Raw genomic sequence first — 20,543 nt, 5'->3', positions numbered from 1 at the left:
TATCAGGGGCAACCATCGATGTTCAAACGGCCATCAGTTCACTACGGGCGCATGCCCGAGCCGATTACGCCTTATCAAAAGGCCGCGCAGGTTTGGGACGAACGCATTGGATCAGCGCGCGTGCAAGCCAAGAGCTGGCGCCTGATGGCTTTTGGCTGCCTGATGCTGTCAGCCGGTCTCGCAGGTGGCCTTGTCTGGCAATCGAGTCAGGGCTCGATCACGCCGTGGGTGGTCGAAGTCGATCATCTCGGTCAGGCTCAGCGGATTGCGCCGGCTAACATTGAATATCAGCCCACTGATGCGCAGATCGCTTATCATCTGGCACGCTTTATCGAGGATGTCAGAGGCCTACCGGCCGACGGGATCGTTCTGCGCCAAAACTGGCTGCGGGCCTATGATTTTACGACTGATCGCGGCGCCGCTGCGCTCAACGACTACGCGCGCAGCAACGACCCCTTTGCCAAGCTGGGTAAGGCGCAAATCTCTGTCGAGGTCTCGAGCGTCATTCGTGCGTCGTCGGAAAGCTTTCGGGTCGCATGGACCCAGCGCATCTACGACAATGGCGCCTTGAACTCGACCGAGCGCTGGACTGCAATTCTTACAATCGTGATCGAGACGCCGCGCGAAGCCGAGCGCCTACGCAAGAATCCTCTTGGCGTCTATGTCCGCGCCATCAACTGGTCAAAGGAGTTGGGTCAGTGACCAAGACGCCGTCTGACGTTCATTCGAAATGTTCCATTCAGCAAAACGGACTCAATTCGACTTGGCGCGGGTTCGTGAGCGCGAAGCGTGCACTTCTGTCCGCTCTTATGCTTTGCTCGTCCGTGCTCGGTGGGTGCGCGACATACATTCCGCCGGAGATCAGCTATGACACTGAAGTTCCTCCGCTGCCGGCGACGCCCGTGGCTCTCGACGACAGATTGCGACCGCTTCACGTTCCGCCGCTCTGGAAGCCGGCTCTCGGAGGCAAGTCGGCCGGGAAGGAAGAGGTCGAACCGGTGAGCCGGGTTGAGACGGCAAACAATGCGGCCAGGGTCGAACCGCGCAAGCGGGGGTATTTCAATGCGGCGCAAATCTACGCCTACAGTCCCGGGGCTCTCTATCAGATTTACGCCGCGCCGGGGCAGATCACAGATATCGCGCTCGAGGAGGGAGAACAGTTGACGGGATCAGGGCCGATCGCGGCCGGAGATACTGTACGCTGGGTCGTGGGCGATACCGAGAGCGGCAGCGGCGATACACGGCGCGTCCATGTCTTGGTCAAGCCGACCCGAGCTTCGATCGAAACCAACCTAGTGGTCAACACTGACCGGCGCACCTACCTGATCGAACTCCGATCCCGCGAACGGCCATACATGCCGTCTGTTGCCTGGTACTATCCTGAAACCGCACGGGAACGATGGCGTTCGGTCGCTCTGAAACCCGCTCTTCCGAACCCGGCGCAGCGCATCTCCCGCTATGCCATCGAAGGGGACAGTCCTCCCTGGCGACCGCTCGCCGCATATGACGATGGCCGCAAGGTCTATGTCGAATTCCCGCAAGGCATCGTGCAGGGCGAGATGCCTCCGCTCTTTGTCATCGGTCCAGACGGCAAGACCGAACTCGTCAACTATCGCGCTGACGGCAATGTATTGATCGTCGATCGGCTGTTTGCTGCCGCCGAACTGCGGCTTGGTGGTGAGCACCAGAAGAAGGTCAGGATTGTCAGAACCGGCGGGAGGCCGTCGTCATGAACTCTCGGAATGTAAACGAGCAAGCTATTCCGCCGGAGACACAAGTGGAGCCATCCGAGAGCTTCCGCTTGAGAGCAGAGCACACGCGCGTGACGCGGTTGTCGCGGAAGGTCTTGGCCGGCGGGAGCGCGGTTGCCCTGCTTGTCATCGGCGGAGCGGTGCTGTGGTCGCTGCAGAACAATCGCTCCCGCAATCAAGCGGCCGATGAGCTTTACAGTACCGACCACCACAATGTTGCCGACGGTATTACGACGCTGCCGAAGGACTATGCTGGCGTTCCGCGCCAGCCAATCCCGCAGCTTGGTCCGCCGCTTCCCGGCGACCTCGGTCGACCAATACTTGCTGCTCAAGGCCAGTCGCCGACGATCGGCACTGATCCAGACCAGCAGCGCCGGGATCAAGAGACTGAGGCAGCCCGCATCAGCCATTTGTTCGCTGCGACCAATGAAGGAGCGCGTCCGCCCACCGCTGCGGCGGTTGGAGGCGACCGCCTCGCATCACCAAGCGCAACGAGCACTGGCGAGGATAGATCTGCGCAAAACGGCCAGGACCGCAAGCTTGCCTTCGTGAATGCCTCCGTGGACCGTCGCATGGTAAGCCCTGACCGTGTCATCAGGCCCGCTTCACCATACATCGTGCAGGCCGGGACGGTGATTCCAGGGGCGCTGATCACCGGGATCCGATCGGACCTGCCAGGCCAAATTACCGCGCAGGTAACCGAGAATGTTTTTGACACGCCGACCGGTCGCTTTCTGCTCGTGCCTCAGGGAGCGCGTCTAATCGGCATCTACGACAGCCAGGTCACTTTCGGCCAGTCTCGCGTTCTGCTCGTCTGGACCCGGCTAATCATGCCGAATGGACGTTCTATAGTTCTCGAGCGGCAGCCTGGCGCTGACACCGCTGGCTATGCTGGCCTAGAAGACCAGGTGGACAATCACTGGGGCGAACTCTTCAAGGCTGCGGCACTATCGACGTTTCTCGCCGTCGGAACGGAACTGGGTGCCGGCTCGGACACTAACAGCAACGACAGCGCAATTATCCAGGCGTTGCGTCACGGCGCCTCGGACTCTCTAAACCAAACTGGACAGCAGGTAGTTCGGCGCGGTCTCAATATCCAGCCCACGCTGACGGTACGTCCTGGCTTCCCGATCCGCGTGATCGTGAATCGCGATCTGATCCTTCAGCCTTACGCGAGGTAGATGTTGTGTCGAAGTTGAAAATTGCTGCCGTTCCAGATGACAAACCGGTAAAGATCACTGCGGAGCTACCCGCAAGCGTACATCGCGATCTGCTTGCTTATGCGGATTTACTATCCGCCCAAAGTGGACAGATGGTTGACCCAGCGAAGCTTATCTCGCCCATGCTCTTCAAGTTCATGGCAACCGACCGCGGCTTCCTGAAGTCGCGGCGGCAGACTCGGCGGCTCGTAGAGAACGGATAGAGCTTCGCTAGATGACGTCATGGTCCCGGTCGCATCATCGTATGGCCAGTGTTGAAAAATGAGCTTCAGGCGACTGGCGGTAGTCGGGCCCTCTTCGTCGCGGCTCTATCATTCATGGCACAAAAACGGTCATATTCGTTGGATCAGATGAAAGACGAAACGCGTAGCTTAATCGCCAACGCCGCTGTAACAGCTCGGATCTTAGACTGGCCACCCGCAACAAGGTCTGGTACGGCGCATCGGCGCCGACGAAGTCGATAAGCGATTGGAGCGTCTCGCCGACATCCTCGTCGACTGCGTTGCCCACGGCGCCTCAGTCAGCTTTTTTGCCAGCGCTATCTCGACGACGTGCGTTGGCGTATTTGCGTAGCTTCGCAGCTCTTGGGCCGTCAGCGGGCAGCCGGCCGGGGCGACTTGCCGCTGAGCTAGGGCAACGGCTGTTCCTTCAGGTCGCCGTCGATCATGCGTTCGATGGTGGCTTCGTCGCAGCGCCGGTAATGTGGGTAGGCGCGCAGCATGTCGCTTCAGCGCGCCAGCGAACCGGCCGCGTACAAACCCGTGGCTTTCGATGCGGGTCACGGTGGTCTTGCCGCCCCGATAAGGCCCTTGAGGCCGATAACGATCATGGATAGAGGCTCCGATTGGGAGCCATACGGTCTCAATTGGTATAGATGCTTTCGAGCGTGTTTCGGTCGCACTTGGCGCCGCCCGATGACGAACGGACGAAGACATCAATTTCAGGCTCAAAAATAGCCGACCGGATTTTTTTCCTGAGCAGGCCCACCCCTGGGTTCCACGCCGATCCGAGAACAGAAAGTGCCTTTTGAAATTTTATATCTAGCAAAGTCGAGTGGTCGCGGGTCACCCGCGTAGGGGGGCCCGGAAGGACCCGCCGCTGCAAGAAGTTCGAGACCCGCGAAGGGGTAGAGATGCACTTCGTCGGACCGAGGGGGGACGCCATCTTTCCCAATGAAGACGCCATCGTGCACCTCAACTGCGGATCATGCTCGAACAGAACGAGGAATGCGCCGTCCAGCACGCCCGTTTCACGACGCTGGAAACAATCGCACCGTTCAGCGATGATCCAAGAGTCAGCCTTGCGGCTAACGCCCTCCGCTTGATCGGCGAGCTGCCCAAAGTCTTGTTGCCGTTCTTAACTCGGGCGGCTTCATGACGGCAGGACATCCCTGCTCGCCATCCGCGTTGTGACGAAATGCTGCGGCTGGCCAACGCTGTAGGGTGCGCTCGGTCTTTTTTCCTTGCGGCAGCTGAAACAGAAATATGGGGAGAAAGCGGCGCCCCTGGCGCCGCCTGATCGTTCTGGAGCACTAGGCACTGAACTCGCTTGGTCTTCAAGTTTGACCAACAGTTTCTCGATTAAGTGTGTATGACCACCAATGCTGGTAGGTCTCCCGAGGCCGCCTTGTCGCTAAAGTCCCGCTGTACCCTGAGGCGACGGGCCTCACGGGAAAGCCGGGTGGCTAGCCTTGTGCTCCCCGAGGCTGACTACTGTGCCAGCGGCGCTTGATAGGGACAGCGCCTTCCTTCCTCCATGGGAGGTGCCGAGTCATGTCGCTCCTGGCTCGCCGGCGAAGCGGATGCGGCAGAGATAGCGCATTTGTCCACCCTCCCCGGATGGATATGGGCGCCGAGCCGCATCCGCTGCTTTCCGTTCGCTTTGCGCCTCGCTGATGGGCCTGATGGAGCTTGGTAACGCATTTTGAGAAACGGGCACAATCGTCTTCAATACGACAAACCAACGTGGAGCTTGACCAACTGAACGCCACGGGCGTTTAGCGCGGAGCGGTTGCCGCTGATCGCAAGCGCGCCGAATGGCTATTGTCTGAGGCGTAAACGTCGTAATTGCTCTCAACTGCCAGCGGCCACATAGGCCGCCTTTCGTTGTAAATTGCTGCGCAGGTCTGTCAGCTTTCGGTAAGCCAGGCTCGATAAAGAATCGTTGGGTTTAACGGGAGCGTGGCAGGGACAGCGCATGAGCTGAAGGACCACCATGTGCTGAGTTACGCTTCCGTTAAGCTCATTGCAGTGCGGATGCGGCAGGGTTAGTGCCTCATGATGCCCCAGGCCGTCAGGCGCCGAACCGCGTTCGCACTGCTTCCAACTCACGAGTTAGTTCTCGTTTTTTGGCGGTTTCACTCGGTCCGCTGGCGATAAGCTCCCGATCAGCTTCTTGCCGCCGCTTGAAGCTGAGTTTGGAGCAGGTTAGCTGCAGGGACAGAGCGCTGCCCCTGTGTGTCCGCGGGGAGATAAGCGCCGAGCCAAGTTCTGCTAAGTTCAACTGGCGGGCGGGTAGGGACAGCGCCTGCTCCAGCGCAACCAAACGGCACCGGGTCGCGCCCGCACTGCTTCCGATCAATCATCAGCAATACTTTGGAAGGGAAGAAGACTGCGTGGCTGAATCCCCTCCACCCTTATCTTCGTGCCATTCTCTCCGCCAGGCGTGCCGACGAGCGACGCCGGCAGCGTCGCCCATTTTTCAACGAGGTACTCCTCATCGCGGTCTACGAGGGTCTCGGATAACTTTCCAGCGGCTTTCTATCGTGCTCCGCCTCGATTGACTCTGCCCACATACTTGCGTCGCTCATGTGCGATTGGCATGTTTTCTTGTTCATGCAACGTGCATGTGTCTGGTCGTGCTGGTGTCTCCAATTCAAGGCAAAAACTAGCTTAGAGAGTCGCCGACGAGGAGGGGAGCCACCGATTTTGGTAGGTGCCCCTTGGTACTTCTCGAAGATACAACTTTGTAGCCCTTTAGAATTGGAGCCTCTTGGGAGCAAAGGTGGCCAGCCCCAGGCTTTGCGACCGGGTTGGCCACCAGCGCTCGCGACATCATGCCCACAGGGCAGCTACAGGCCAACGAATGCATATATTCGAGCGGCATATTACGTCCTTGCGGCCGCAAGCGCTTGCGGTGCTTGCAGCCAATCGGGTCCGCGCCCCCCATCGGTCTCTGGGACTATCAGATCGCAGGGCGGCCACATTTAACGTCGACGAAGTTCTGGCGATGCTGGCCATACTCGATTGCGTGGAACCCAACCTGCGGCCGAAAAGCGCGACAGATCGCTGCGCGCATACGCGCGCCTCTAGAGGGGCCGCATGGGGGGGCAACCAGTTCGGGTAGGATGTCTGTGAGACCATGAGGTGTGAGCTTTCAGTAGGTTGTCCATCCGGTCCTGAACGAGGAAGCAACCTGCCGAAGCTTTAGCCTACCCCTTAAGGATCGGATGAACGCCCCCAAGAATGCGCCATTGACGCCGAAAGGCCATGGCGCCAATCTTGATCGAGGCTGGCCTAACGAAGGCTGCAGTGCGCTGCAACTCGCCGTTTTCGGCGAGGACGGTCGCCAAGTTTAAGCGTTCGGCGAGGAAGGAGTGGATGGACCGTGATCGCTCCACAAGACCTCTTTTATCCAAGCCAAATCCTGCCTTCCCATGCGCAGAAGCCGGAACGTTGGGACGACAGCGCCACAGGTCAAACAGATCTCAATCGAGGCCGGTAGTGTCGCCGGCGACCTTCAGCCCTATCCGGCGCCGGCTGGGATTAAACCGATTGCGCAACCTGGGCCCGGCTGAGCCGGAGCGACGCTATGAACGTGAGCATTCCGGCGGACCCGATCCGGGTCGGTATCAAAAAGCTCGGCAAGGTGACCATATAGGCCAGCGGTTAATGGACCGGACAGGACAGAGCAGCCTGCGGGGAGGACTGCCGAGACGGACGCCTCGGTCTCAAGCACATCGGTACAAAACTCTATAGGAGCTCTTTACCGATCAATCGGCTCAGAAATACAATCTGTTGCATGCCGCCTTATGCTCACCTCGGTGGATTTAACACTGGAAAAATCGATGCATCAAAAGTGCGCTGTAGAAGTAAACCCGATCGGTCCGACGCGACAGCCGGCCCGCGAATCGGCCGAAGCCGAACACGCCCGCAAGACCTACAGCAAGCGAAGGAAGCCTTCTGGCGTTGATGACGCAACCAAAAGGAATTTTCACCATCTGCGGGTGATTTCCGAGAGGGTCTTTCCTTTCTTCTTGGCGGGTCGACAGATTTCTTCCGCTCTCACAGGGAAGTCGCGGGTGCGCAAAACACTTGGCGAGAAAAGTAGTCGCTGCGAAGGATGTGCTGGAGGCCAATCTTCATTGTCGCGGTTCCGCCACCCTCGATCCACATCCTTATTTCGAAGTGGCCATTCCACCGATGGGCTTGTGGAGATATGGAACAAGAACTCCTATGGGCGACTTCGACCTATGTCATTCTCGCGCACGTGCCTCGCGATGGTGTGTTCTCAACGGCGCTGGTGCGCGGATCCACCAAGCCCATACGCAACTCACTTTTTGCCCTTTGTCCTTCTTGGACAGCGACGAAGAGCGGATTGACGCTGAAGAATTGTAGCAACCAGACTGCTGATCGCGTGGGATACTCGATCAACTCGAGCGCTGGGGATCGCTATAACTTTGCAATAGGCGGCGAGTTGGTTGAAGTTCAAAGCTTTGTCAGTTCGCAGCTAAAAATCGAACTGAGTTCAAATGAGTCGCGTTTCGGAGCAACCGGTCGACCGCATCACAATTCCCCTCCTGCAGCGGTGGAAGCAGGACGGCCGGCGTCTAGTCATGACGACTGCCTACGACGCGGTTGCGGCGCCTATCCCGGATCCTTCCATCGATATCAGTCTCGTCGGTGACAGCGGGGGTAACGTCTGCCTTGGATTCGAAAACACGCCTCCAGTAAGTGTTGCGATGATGAACCATCACCTCGAAGCCGCCGTACGCAGCAAACCGCGTGCCTTGCTCGTCGCCGATATGTCCTTTCTTAGCTTCCACGTCAGCGTTGAGGAGACCATACGAAATGCTGGCGGATTTCTGCAGCGAGGAGCAGCTGCGGCGAGACTCGAGGGCGGTGGCAAAAGAATCGAGATGGTGCGTGCCATTGTCGATTGCGAGATTCCCGTGATGGGTCATCTCGGTCTTGTTCCGCAGAGCGTTAATGTCATGGGCGGCTTCAAAGTGCAGGGCCGCAAAGTGGATGAAGCGCTGCGTTTGCTCGATGATGCTCATCGTCTGCAGGAGGCCAGCTGTTTCGCTTTGGTATTGGAGGGCACTCCGGCTGAGCTTACTGCTCGAGTAAGCGATTCCTTGACAATACCGACGATCGGAATCGGCTCGGGCCCAGACTGTTCAGAGCAGGTGCTCTGTTTCATGACGTGCTGGGCCAAACCGAAGGTCATCGCCCCAAATTCGTTCCCGCCTATACGGAAGGCTTTCAGCAGTTCCATGATGCGCTTTCGCGCGGGGCAGCGGATGTCCGCCGTGGCGCGTTCCCCGGCCCGCAAGAGTCCTATCGGCTTCCCGAAGGCGTTGGGGAGGCAATTGCCAACTGGGCGCCATCCACCTCAAATTATCACGAGCGTCGCTGAACTTCGCCGCACTCTCGCAAAATCCCGCAGTGCCAATCAAAGGGCCGGATTGTGCCGACGGTGGGCTATCTCCACGATGGCCACCTGGCGCTGATCGCAGCGAGCCAAGCAAAATGCGATGTGACCGTCGTCAGCATCTTCGTTAACCCCACTCAGTTCGGAGCAAATGAAGATCTCAGCACCTATCTGCGCGACTTCTTGCGCGATGAAGAACTGTGCCGGGATCTGGTGTTGCGATCCTCTTCGCGCCCGATGCACAGGAAGTCTATCCGAGCAATTTCGAAACCTTTGTTGGACCTGGCGACCTCGCGAAACCTCTATGCGGCGCTTTCAGGCCCGGACATTTTCGCGGTGTGGCGACTGTCGTCTGCAAGTTGTTCAACATGGTGCAGCCCCACGTCGCTTTTTTGGCCAGAAGGATGTTCAGCAATGCGTAGTCGTGCGTCGCATGGTGGTTGATCTCAATGTCCCGATCGAGATCGTCACCGTACCGACGGTTCGTGAAAAGGATGGGCCCGCCATGAGTAGTCGCAATCGCTATCTCAGCTAGGAAGCGCGCAGCAGGCCCTTGCAATCAACCAGGGGCTGCCCGCGGCGCTCGATGATTTTCGGTCTGGAGAGTGCAACGTACAAAAGCTGATTGCGGCTGCCAAGGCATTTGGAGGCGGTTGACACATTGCAGTATCTTGACTTATCGACGGTGACACGCCCAAAACCGCCGATAGTCCACTGCGACTCCCCGCGGCGCTATGTACGGCCGCCTACGTTGGCTCAACGCGTCGGATCGACAAAGTGGTATTGGCGTTGCCAACTCGGTAGCGCAAGGCGTGGACAAGCCAGAGCGCAGCTTATTGAGCTGACAGAAACGCTCAAAGCACTGTTCCGAGAGGCATATCGAACTGGCAGCAGAGGGCAAGCCCCGAGACGGCTTTGTTCGGCGAGTTAGCGAAGCGATAGCGGGCGCGCACTGAATATGCGGGGCTAAAAATTTGTGTTTAGCAACTCCGCAAGTCTTGCGACGGTGATCAGCGGCGAACTCGATAAACCTTGGTATAGTGCTTTGCAGCCGATGCTATATCACTCACTTACCTTTGTAGAGTTGAGTACCGGTCAGGTCGTTTGTAATTCCGATGTCGAAGTGCGAAGCCTGAACTAATGCCCGGCTAGAAGTCGTTGCGTTCTAATCAACTATTCTTGTCGGGCCTTTCGCCGATAAACGCAAAAAGGGCACGAGCTCTACAGCGGGGGCTCTAGCACAGTCGCCGCATTGCTGACCATTGCCTTAAAGTTGGTGGCAGATTTACATCCCAATCCCGAATACGAGTTGACATGACATTTACCGCGCTTTTCATCAAACGTCCGGTATTGTCAATCGTCGTGAGTTTCCTGATCTTGCTGATCGGCTTGCGCGCCGCGGTCCTACTGCCGATCCGGCAATATCCGAAGCTAACCAATACGGTCATCAATATCACGACTGCCTATCCTGGCGCCTCGGCCGACATGATCCAGGGGTTCATCACCACTCCCCTGGAGCAAGCAGTCGCGTCCGCCGAAGGCGTCGACTACATCAGTTCCTCGTCTATGCTTGGTGTCTCGACTATTCTAGTTTACATCAAGCTGAACTTCAATCCAAACGAAGCGCTCACGGAGGTGCTCTCCAAGGTCAACTCAGTCAAATACCTGATCCCGAAGGAATCAAACGATCCAGTCGTCACGAAGTCGAGCGGTCAGACGAATGCTGTCATGTATATCGCTTTCTCCAGCGATGAGCTAGCGGCCAGTGCGATCACCGACTACCTCGCGCGCGTCGTGCAACCGGTTATCTCAACCGTCGACGGCGTTTCAGCGGCTGACATCCTAGGCGGCCAGAGTTTTGCGATGCGGCTATGGCTAGACCCTGCGAAAATGGCTGGGCATGGCATATCGCCGGCTGAAGTTTCGGCTGCAATCGCAGCTAACAACTTCCAGGCTGCGGCAGGCCAGACCAAGGGCTATTTCACTATCTCCGATGTCACAGCAAATACGGATTTGCGGAGTGTTGACGATTTCAAGCGTATGATTGTCAAGGCGAATGACGGTGGCTTTGTGCGCATGGAAGACATTGCGGTAGTCGAACTTGCCGCGCAGATGACGGACACTACCGTCACGATGAACGGCGACCACGCGGTCTTTGTCGGCGTGCAAGCGAGCCCGGAAGGCAATCCGCTAAACATAGTGCGAGGCGTTCGGGCGCTGTTTCCTGAAATGGAGCGTAACCTGCCGCCGCCGCTGAAGATGAAAGTGGCCTACGACTCATCCAAGTTTATTCAATCATCGATCGACGAAGTGAAGAAGACGCTCATTGAGGCCGTCGTGGTTGTGGTCGTCGTGATCTTTCTTTTCCTGGCCTCGCTGCGGTCCGTCATCATTCCTGTGGTTACTATTCCGTTGTCTCTCGTTGGTGTCTGCAGCATGATGCTGGCGCTGGGGTTCTCATTCAACCTCCTGACGCTCCTTGCGATGGTTCTCGCGATCGGCCTCGTGGTCGACGACGCAATCGTGGTGGTGGAGAATATTCATCGCCATTTAGAAGAAGGAGCGGCTCCGCTACAGGCTGCTACAAGGGGCGCGCGCGAGATCGTCGGTCCGGTTATCTCCATGACGATTACCTTGGCTGCGGTATATGCCCCGATCGGATTCCTTGGCGGCCTCACCGGTGGCCTGTTCCGCGAATTCGCGTTCACGCTGGCAGGAGCGGTGATCGTGTCCGGTGTGGTCGCTTTGACGCTGTCGCCCATGATGTGCTCTCTCTTCCTGAGGCGCGCCAAGGGGGGACGATTTGCAAGGCTTGTGAACCGCGGGTTCAGTGCCGTAACACGATGGTACGGCCGCAAGCTCGACCGTTCGCTCGACTATCGCCCAATTACCGGCCTATTTGCGCTGACCATGTTGGGACTTGTCGGCTTTCTCTATATGCATATTTCCAAGGAACTAGCGCCGGAGGAGGATCAAGGTATCATATTCGCGCTAACTAAGGCGCCGAAATACGCCAATATCGACTACCTCGACTATTATGGCACCAAGCTTGAAAGCGCGTTGAAAAAAGTTCCAGAGACTGACTTGAGCTTCGTGTTCAATGGCATTGGCGGCCAGCAGAGTGGCATGGCCGGCATGTTGCTCAAGCCTTGGGACGAACGCAAGCGATCATCGATTGTACTAAAGTCGCTTGTTCAGGCCGAGCTATCCAAAATCGAAGGCATCAACGCGTTTGCCTTTAGCTTGCCTCCGCTGCCGGGCGGTTCTGGTGGCCTACCAGTCCAGATGGTGATCAATTCGACTCTAGGCTTTCAATCCATCCACGAGCAGATGTCAACGTTGAAGGATGCCGCGCAGAAGAGCGGCCTCTTCATGGTGAGCGACTCCGACCTCGAGTTCAACCAGCCGGTGGTACGAATCAAGGTTGATCGATCGAAGGCTAACGAGCTTGGCATCACCATGCAGATCGTCGGTAACGCGCTCGCCACCTTACTTGGGGGAAATTACGTCAACCGCTTCAATCTGCAGGGCCGCTCCTACGAGGTGATCCCGCAGGTGCCGCGAGAGGAACGGCTAGTGCCGCAATCAATCGGAAGCTATTATGTGAAGACTGCGACGGGATCGATGCTTCCGCTGTCTACCGTAGTCTCCACCGAGACTGCGACCGATCCGAATGCGCTCACCCACTACAACCAGCTCAACTGCGCGACCTTTCAGGCCGTGCCGATGCCCGGCGTCACGATCGAACAGGCCGTGGATTTCCTAGAAGCCGAGGCGAAGAAACTGCCCCCGGGCTTCAGTTACGACTTCCTGGCCGACGCCCGCCAGTACGTGCACGAGGGTAATCAATTGGCGATTACCTTCGCATTTGCCCTCATCATCATATTCTTAGTGCTTTCGGCGCAGTTCGAAAGTCTGCGCGATCCGCTCATCATCATGATCAGCGTGCCGATGGCAATGGTCGGCGCCTTGATTCCGCCGTTCCTCGGCTGGGCGACCATGAACATCTACACCCAGGTTGGACTGTTGACACTGGTCGGGTTGATTTCAAAGCACGGCATCCTAATGGTTGAGTTCGCCAATGAGCTGCAGTTCAAGGAGAGATTTGACCGTCGCTCGGCTATAGAGATGGCGGCGCGTGTCCGACTGCGCCCAATCTTGATGACCACGGCGGCAATGGTCACGGGCTTCATACCCTTGTTGACGGCAACCGGAGCTGGCGCCGCGAGCCGGTTCTCGATCGGACTCGTTCTCGCCGCTGGCATGTCTGCGGGCACGCTGATCACGCTATTCGTGCTCCCGGCGGTCTATGTCGCGATCGCGTCCGATCACCGTGGTAATGGGGGTGTCGTCCGCGCGAACCTCGCCGAGCGCGACTTCACCAGCGCTGCTGATGCCGAGGTAACAAAGCATGACCATCAAATCATCTAGGTTTGCTAGTGTGACGCGCGAAGGAGCTTAGGACCACTTCACGGTTCTTTACACATCGAGAACTTCGCGTGCTTGGTGCCAAACTGGGCGCATCTTTTCGGCGGTTAACAGTCGGAGATCCGCTGCTGCCGCCCCAGGTTTAAGCGGCGCCGGGTATTCACGGAGACCTGACGCCCAAGCTCGACCAAAGGAGAATCGGTGCTCTCTTGATCAAAAAGGAGGGCTGACAGATCATCGCAAGGCTCAGCCCCTTCGGAACATTGCTCGATATGATCTAGCCGGTGATGCAGGCTGCCTTGTCGAGAACGAGCAGATCACTCTGGAGCCGTCCGTCTCTCTCAGCGCAAAACACCCGGTATGCCAGCTGAATGCCTTCCGTGAGCGAGGTGGTGGCTCGCCAGCCGAGTCTGGACAGCCGACTAACATCCAGCAGCTTGCGCGGCGTTCCGTCCGGGCGCGACGTATCCAAGCTGATTTCACCGCGAAAGCCGACGGCGGCCGCGACCATCAGTGCTAAATCGGCGATGGTGATGTCCTCGCCGGTGCCGATATTGACCGGTTCCGGCGACGAATAGGTCTTCATCAGGTGCACGCAGGCATCCGCCATGTCGTCGACATAGAGGAACTCGCGCCGGGGCGTGCCGGTGCCCCACACGATGACGCGCTTCGCTCCCGAAACCTTCGCCTCGTGGAAGCGGCGGATCAGCGCGGCGACGACGTGGCTCAGCTCGGGGTGATAATTGTCGCCGGGGCCGTACAGATTGGTCGGCATCACGCTGATGAAGTCGCTGCCATACTGGCTGCGATAGGCCTCCGCCATCTTGATGCCGGCGATCTTGGCGATCGCATAGGGCTCGTTGGTCGGCTCCAGCGGACCGGTGAGCACGGAATCCTCGCGCAGCGGCTGCGGCGCCAGCTTCGGATAGATGCAGGACGAGCCCAGAAACATTAGCTTCTCGGCGCCGTTCTGATGCGCGGCCTGGATCACGTTCGCCGCAATCGCGATGTTGTCGTAGATGAACTCGGCGCGCAGCGTGTTGTTGGCGACGATGCCGCCGACCTTGGCCGCGGCGAGGAAGATCACTTGCGGCCGCGTCCTGGCGAACCAGTCGAACACGGCGGCCTGGTTGCAGAGATCGACCTCGCGCCGGTCGACCGTGACGAGCCGCACCTCCTCCCGTGCCAGCCGGCGCACCAGCGCGGCTCCGACCATGCCGCGATGGCCGGCGACGTAGACGCTCTTGCCCCTCAGCTCAAACGGTGCGTTTGCCACTGGCCGCATCCCGTTTTGTCTCCGCCAGATCGCTCGTCATCATCTCCTCGACGAGCTGGGCAAAGCTGCGCTTCGGCGTCCAGCCGAGCACCTCGCGCGCCTTGCTGGCGTCGCCGACGAGAAGATCGACCTCGGTCGGACGGAAATAGGTCGGATCGATCTTCACCACAATCTTGCCGCTCGTCTCGTCGACGCCGGTCTCCTCGACGCCCTTGCCGCGCCAGGCGATGCGACGGCCGACATGGGCAAAGGACAGCTCGACCATCTCGCGCACCGAGCGCATCTCGCCGGTGGCGAGCACGAAGTCGTCGGGTTTGTCGGCCTGCAGGATCTTGTGCATGCCCTCGACATAGTCCCTGGCATGGCCCCAGTCGCGCTTGGCTTCGAGATTGCCGAGATAGAGCGTCTGTTCCAGCCCGACCTCGATACGCGCGACGCCGCGGGTGATCTTGCGGGTCACGAAGGTCTCGCCGCGGATCGGGCTCTCATGGTTGAACAGGATGCCGTTCGACGCGAACATGCCGTAGGCTTCGCGGTAGTTCACCGTGATCCAGTAGCCGTAGAGCTTGGCAACGCCGTAGGGCGAGCGCGGATAGAACGGCGTCGTCTCCTTCTGCGGGATCTCCTGCACCAGGCCGTAGAGCTCGGAGGTCGAGGCCTGGTAGAACCGCGTCTCCTTCTCCATGCCGAGGATGCGGATCGCTTCCAACAGGCGCAGCACGCCGATGGCGTCGGCATTGGCGGTGTATTCCGGGCTCTCGAAGCTGACGGCGACGTGGCTTTGAGCTGCGAGATTGTAGATCTCGGTCGGCCGGATCTGCTGCACCAGGCGGATCAGATTGGTCGAATCCGTCATGTCGCCATAGTGCATCAGGAACGGAACGTTGCCGACATGCGGGTCCTGATAGAGGTGATCGACGCGCGCGGTGTTGAACGAGGACGAGCGCCGCTTGATGCCGTGCACGACATAGCCGAGCGACAGCAAATATTCGGCGAGATAGGCGCCGTCCTGACCGGTCACGCCGGTGATGAGAGCGACACGCCCCTTTGAGTTGCGAACCGTCATGGTCTTCCTTAGTTGCACCGGAAAGAGCTGCACTCTGAGAAATCATTGCGAAGCCGCTTCTCGAAAAGATCGATATGCGGATGCGCGCTCCATCGCAATTAAAGGATACGCTCGGCAAGCCAAGTCATACACCGGACTCAGGAAAACACACCATATACATTGATTTAGGTGGACTGAATGATGCCGGCGCATGAGCTTCAAAGATGAAAGTCGAGCGAACCCTCGCAACGGCGACGATCCCAAGCAGGCGGGATGGATGGTAGGCCCTGTTAGACGCGCTCGGGGGCGCTTTGCCTCCTCGCGATATTTCTGGGGTCCTTATCTTTCCACGCGCGCAGGTATGTTTTCCGTTTGGTCCCTCATGGCGCGGAAGAGTGACGTGGTGAGACTTCCGACTAGAAGACGTAGCCTTCGCGGCTCATAATCAGCGCCGCTTTGCTAATTGCGGGTAGGCAATGGACGGCCTGATGCAAAACAGAATGAGAAAGAAAGGCAAACGTTGGTATAGACTTTGTAACGTTTCGATATCGAAATCTTACGTTCGTACAATGGAGCTTTGATGCCAGTCCTCTAACTTGACCGGGCAATAAGTTGCCTCTGTCCAATCATGAAAAGTCTCTTAAACCCTCATCGCAAGTGTGTTTCCAGCAAGTCGGGAGCAGCTGCGCAAAGAGATGAGCAGGGACTATGCGGAACGTGGGCAGATCTCATCTTTCTGTCTGAAATGGAGCGAAGCCCAGACGAAGCGTCACTCGCCCGGGAGAATGATTAGTGAGACGCGAGGACTCAGTTGTTGCCATATTGACCGTGCCCGGCAAGCTGGCATCGCTTCTCGCTTCTTCTGAGAACACAAACTGCGTCCTGAAATGGCTCCTCGGTGAGAGTGAGCCAAGCAAGATAACCTGCTTCACCGTAGGATAATTGGCTTTCCGTTCTGTTCGAATGCCCTCAATCTATGGAGCGAGACTAGTTGATACATCTTGGCAGCGGCTTGTTGCGCCGGCGACAGTTAGTGAGGCCGTCGAGCGAGCCTGTTTGGGCGGACTTGGATGCGCCGTGCAGGCGCACTAGCGCATCTGATTCTGCTTCAGGCAGTCACGCCAATGGCGATGGCATCGCAGTGTTTCTTCGATCGGCCAGCCAAAAGCGGAATCTAGCTGGGCGAAGCGATGATGGCCGGGAGATCTAAATGAGGCCAGAGAATGCGGCGGTGATAAAGGCGCCCGCTGAAAATCCCGAACCTAAACCTGTTACCTTTGGGCAAACGAAGTTTGCGACGGTGCTCCTGTTGGAGGAACGTCAGACTTCTTGAAGCTGGGCTGCATGGATTGATATGTGTGGAATTGTTGGCATTTTGGGCCGTGGTCCGGTCGTTGATAAGTTGGTCGCGTCGCTCAGGCGATTGGAATATCGTGGCTACGATTCCGCGGGCCTCGCAACTCTCGAAGGAGTCCGGATCGAGCGCCGCCGCGCCGAAGGTAAGCTGAGGAACCTTGAGGAGCAGCTGCGCTATTGTCCGCCGTCGGGGCATGCTGGCATCGGTCACACCCGCTGGGCGACTCATGGAAAGCCGACCGAAAGCAATGCTCATCCGCATGCGACGGAGAATGTCGCGGTCGTTCATAACGGGATCATTGAGAATTTCCGCGAGCTGCGAGCCGAGTTGGAGCGGAATGGAGCCGGCTTTAACTCGGAGACGGACACCGAGGTAGTGGCGCATCTCGTCGATTCCTATCTCAAGAATGGCTACTCGCCGCAGGATGCGGTACAGGCGTCACTGCCGCGACTGCGTGGTGCCTTCGCGTTGGCATTCCTTTTCAAAGCGAACGACGATCTTTTGATCGGTGCTTGCAAGGGCTCGCCGCTCGCGATCGGACATGGTCGCGGCGAAGTGTATCTAGGCTCGGACGCAATTGCGCTCGCACCTTTGACCGACACCGTCACCTACCTTGAAGACGGCGACTGGGCCGTGCTTACGCGCGCAACGTGCGTGATTTATGGTGCAGACGGCTCTATCGTCCAGCGGGAAACATCAAAATCTGGCGTATCAGCGCTCCTTGTGGACAAAGCGAATTACCGCCACTTCATGGCCAAAGAAATTCACGAGCAGCCGACAGTGGCCGGCAAGACATTGGCGCATTATCTCGATGTTGCGGCCAAACGCGTCGCCCTGCCGCTCGCGTTGCCCTTCGACTTTAATTGCATTCAGCGCATTTCAATTACTGCGTGCGGCACGGCTAGCTACGCTGGGCACATCGCCAAATACTGGTTCGAGAGGCTCGCGCGTTTGCCTTGCGACGTCGATGTAGCCTCTGAATTCCGCTACAGGGAGGCGCCTTTGCGCCGAGGCGATCTCGCAATAGTCATCTCGCAATCGGGCGAAACCGCTGACACATTAGCTGCCTTGCGATACGCCAAGGGCAAGGGCTTGCATACGATATCTGTGGTTAATGTACCGACGTCGACGATTGCGCGCGAGAGCGAATCCGTTTTGCCTACCCTGGCAGGGCCAGAAATCGGCGTCGCTTCCACCAAGGCATTTATCTGCCAGCTGATGGTATTGGGGGTGCTTGCCGTCAGAGCAGCTAAGGAGCGGGGTAAGCTGTCTGAAATCGATGAATCGCAGCTCGTGCGCGAGCTCATTGAGGTGCCGCGATTGATTGCTGCGGCCCTGTTGGTCGAGCCCCAGATTGAGAAGCTCGCGCGTTATATCGCCGGCGCGAGGACAGTACTCTATCTCGGTCGTGGCACATCGGCCCCCTTGGCCTTGGAGGGCGCGCTCAAGTTGAAGGAAATTTCCTATATCCACTCAGAGGGCTACGCCGCCGGCGAGCTCAAGCACGGCCCGATCGCACTGATCGATGAGGCTGTGCCTGTGGTGGTGATCGCGCCTTACGACGAGGTCTTCGAGAAGACCGTCTCTAACATGCAAGAGGTGGCCGCTCGGGGCGGCAAGATCATCCTGATCACCGATGCGAAGGGTGCGTCTGAAGCGATGGTAGACACGCTCCTGACCATCGTGCTGCCGGCAATGGTCGCAAGCTTTACGCCGCTGGTCTATGCCATTCCGGTCCAGCTCTTGGCTTACCATACCGCGGTCGCAAGGGGGGCGGACGTGGATCAGCCGCGTAATCTTGCAAAATCGGTCACGGTGGAATGAGGCTGGAGAAGTTAGTATCAAAGCATTGAGGTCTCGGCCTCGAGCCATTCGGCGCGGGTTTGGTGGCCTAGGTTCTGCGGGGACGGAATCCGACAAGTTCCCAATCCGGGTCGCTCGTAGCTGTCGTGCGGTTTTGGTGAACTTAGCTGATGCTGCCATCAGCCTCGTATAGCAGAATCGACTAGCCTAGGGGCGATCCGGGATGTTGCACGACTGGGACGGCGTTCATCACGCCCGTCCACAGCCCTGTTGCCCTGGTCGCCATCGACCGGAACAGGTGGTCGTCATCGATCGGAAATGGTGGTCGCCATCAATCGGATTCACTGGTCGCCGTGCCCCGGAGCGCGCAGCCTGACTTCGACGGCTCTGTACTTCGAGCGCTGTTTATTGAAACGAATACCGAAAGTCACGCGCGTGCCGGACACCAGATCAGCCCCTGCGCAGCCGCGAAGGTCCGATATGTGCACGAACAAATCCTTGCCGTCGCCATAGTCAGGCCGAATGAACCCCCAGCCCTTTTCAACGCTGTACGACACTACTGTTCCGGTGCGCATGTTTGTTCCACGGTCTTGCGGCTCGATATCGCCGCCTACTACTCCGGAGCTGCGGGTGCACTTTCCGTTCCTAACTCGGCGGCGACGAGCGCGAGCGAAGATGAGCGCCACCACTTGAACATCCTGACTCACCTCGCCTCACAGCAAACCGGCGGGGCGGACCAGGCGCTAGAAGCGACGAGCCCGCCCCTAACATTACCGCATCTGGAGACTCGGTGATGCTGCCCAGGACCGAGCAAGGGTCGTGCCGAATCGAGAATCGGAGATTCTGCAGGCGCTTCGTGGCGGGCTACAGGGTCAAGGTGTTCGCTTTGGTCTGAAAACTGATGGCCGACGGGGGCACTGTCCGTCCCAGTTGGTCCCGCCGAACTTCGGACTGCAGGCTCACGCTCGCGCCGCCAAATTGCCCCGACAACGTGCTGCCCATCACGGCCCAGCGCATTCTCTTGCACGCCCGGCCTGTACGCGATGGCGGCATTCATCCGACCTGCTAAGCACACAGAAATTTCGCTGGCGTATTGAACAGCAGGCAAGCGGGCCTTTTAATCGATCGTCTCCCTTCGGACGCGCACCCGTTCTCCAACACGCTGTGCGCGATTGAGGCTCGAAAACTACGCAATCACGAGCTCGACCATCTCCATCTCAGAATCACTGAGCCTCACGAGGAGGAGCATTCGCATGGGTAGTCGAGCAAGTAGCGAAGCTGGACTGGGGTGATTGTCAGGCTTGCCAAAGGTGCGTTCACCTCGGAGGTAATAGAGCGCCATCGACCCTATTTCACGCTTGGCGAATTGCTCAGCTAGCCGCAGATGACGGCCCGCTCTAAATGATCTTATCTCTCAGCCTTTGCTGAACGATTTCGACCAGAACTGCTCCGCGAAATCCAGATGGCACTTCATCACGTCCGAGGGAGTTTTGGAATTGGCAAGATTCTTCAGAAGATTGACCTGAGCGTGCAGAGAGGAAGCAGCCAGCTTTGACCCGTCCTTCAACGCCGCAGCGAACAGGTCTGTTGTCTCTTCGAGGGATTTTTTCCATTCCGGAGACGCAAATGAATGGCTTGATGCAGCCCTCGCTGATTCTCCAACATCGTGCGTGGTGCCTCCCGCTTCAGAGGCTGAAGCCTGGGCGGCCCGTTCGGGCTCTGGATGGGTCTTCCGTTCGCGTTTCTCGTATTCGGGACCTCTCGCGGTCATTCAACGTCTCTCCGTCTAAACAGGATCGCAGCTCGCTGCGTGGTCTAGATCCGACCAAGAGCTTCGGAAAGTACCACAACCGGCAACATGTCGAACCTATCTCATTTGGTAGCACTTGCTCATCGGGATTGCTTAAGCGGATATCCGCACCATTTGCGGGGTATGCGAACGACCGCGAGATTTGACTGAGAATTTCCTGCACGGCATGAAGAAAGTTGGTGGCAAGGAAGTCGAGAAGGA

10 protein-coding genes and 2 pseudogenes are annotated in these 20,543 nt (G+C 58.1%); 8 read left to right on the top strand and 4 right to left on the bottom strand.

Annotation, left to right across the window (positions count from 1 at the left end):
- Positions 1-18 precede the first annotated feature (18 nt).
- The 7 genes and pseudogenes from trbF (at position 19) to BJ6T_RS39185 (ending at position 13,054) form a co-directional block, all read left to right on the top strand.
- A complete protein-coding gene (gene trbF / locus BJ6T_RS39225; protein WP_011084433.1) occupies positions 19-702 on the top strand; it encodes a conjugal transfer protein TrbF in 684 nt (227 codons plus the stop codon).
- Positions 699-1,733, top strand: a complete 1,035-nt coding sequence (gene trbG / locus BJ6T_RS39220; RefSeq protein WP_014498060.1) for a P-type conjugative transfer protein TrbG — start codon at positions 699-701, stop codon at positions 1,731-1,733. The genes trbF and trbG overlap by 4 nt, the downstream gene beginning before the upstream one ends.
- Positions 1,730-2,932 carry a TraB/TrbI/VirB10 family type IV secretion system protein gene (locus BJ6T_RS39215; protein WP_011084435.1) on the top strand — a complete coding sequence of 401 codons (1,203 nt, stop codon included), beginning with the start codon at positions 1,730-1,732 and terminating at the stop codon, positions 2,930-2,932. Before trbG ends, BJ6T_RS39215 begins: the two co-directional genes overlap by 4 nt.
- 5 nt (positions 2,933-2,937) lie before the next feature.
- The gene (locus BJ6T_RS39210; RefSeq protein ID WP_011084436.1) at positions 2,938-3,174 is read left to right on the top strand and encodes a DUF2274 domain-containing protein; all 237 of its coding nucleotides are present in this window, start codon (positions 2,938-2,940) and stop codon (positions 3,172-3,174) included.
- A 4,547-nt stretch (positions 3,175-7,721) separates the two neighbouring features.
- A pseudogene (gene panB / locus BJ6T_RS44815) lies at positions 7,722-8,608 on the top strand (3-methyl-2-oxobutanoate hydroxymethyltransferase).
- Positions 8,562-9,427 (top strand): annotated as a pseudogene (panC, locus tag BJ6T_RS49480) (pantoate--beta-alanine ligase). The pseudogenes panB and panC overlap by 47 nt, the downstream one beginning before the upstream one ends.
- A 510-nt stretch (positions 9,428-9,937) precedes the next feature.
- Positions 9,938-13,054, top strand: a complete 3,117-nt coding sequence (locus BJ6T_RS39185; protein WP_014498054.1) for an efflux RND transporter permease subunit — start codon at positions 9,938-9,940, stop codon at positions 13,052-13,054.
- A gap of 274 nt (positions 13,055-13,328) precedes the next feature.
- Here the strand turns inward: BJ6T_RS39185 and fcl are convergent, their stop codons facing one another.
- Positions 13,329-14,336, bottom strand: coding sequence for a GDP-L-fucose synthase (fcl, locus tag BJ6T_RS39180; protein WP_011084445.1), 1,008 nt, complete (start codon positions 14,334-14,336; stop codon positions 13,329-13,331).
- The gene (gene gmd, locus BJ6T_RS39175; RefSeq protein WP_014498053.1) at positions 14,308-15,393 is read right to left on the bottom strand and encodes a GDP-mannose 4,6-dehydratase; all 1,086 of its coding nucleotides are present in this window, start codon (positions 15,391-15,393) and stop codon (positions 14,308-14,310) included. The genes fcl and gmd overlap by 29 nt, the downstream gene beginning before the upstream one ends.
- Positions 15,394-16,726: 1,333 nt before the next feature.
- On the opposite strand from gmd, the gene glmS reads away from it, so the two are divergent.
- Positions 16,727-18,553 (top strand): glutamine--fructose-6-phosphate transaminase (isomerizing), encoded by a 1,827-nt coding sequence (gene glmS / locus BJ6T_RS39170; RefSeq protein ID WP_011084447.1) that lies wholly within the window; start codon positions 16,727-16,729, stop codon positions 18,551-18,553.
- 320 nt (positions 18,554-18,873) lie between these two features.
- On the opposite strand, the gene BJ6T_RS39165 is transcribed toward glmS, so the two are convergent.
- Positions 18,874-19,107 carry a cold-shock protein gene (locus tag BJ6T_RS39165; protein WP_018647867.1) on the bottom strand — a complete coding sequence of 78 codons (234 nt, stop codon included), beginning with the start codon at positions 19,105-19,107 and terminating at the stop codon, positions 18,874-18,876.
- 839 nt (positions 19,108-19,946) lie between these two features.
- Positions 19,947-20,303: a hypothetical protein gene (locus tag BJ6T_RS39160; protein WP_014498051.1), complete on the bottom strand. Its 357-nt coding sequence runs from the start codon at positions 20,301-20,303 to the stop codon at positions 19,947-19,949.
- Positions 20,304-20,543 lie beyond the last annotated feature (240 nt).

The sequence above is a fragment of the Bradyrhizobium japonicum USDA 6 genome, from assembly GCF_000284375.1.
GTDB lineage: Bacteria > Pseudomonadota > Alphaproteobacteria > Rhizobiales > Xanthobacteraceae > Bradyrhizobium > Bradyrhizobium japonicum.
Note: the sequence above shows the minus strand (reverse complement) of the source record. Positions and strands in the feature narration are given on the sequence as shown.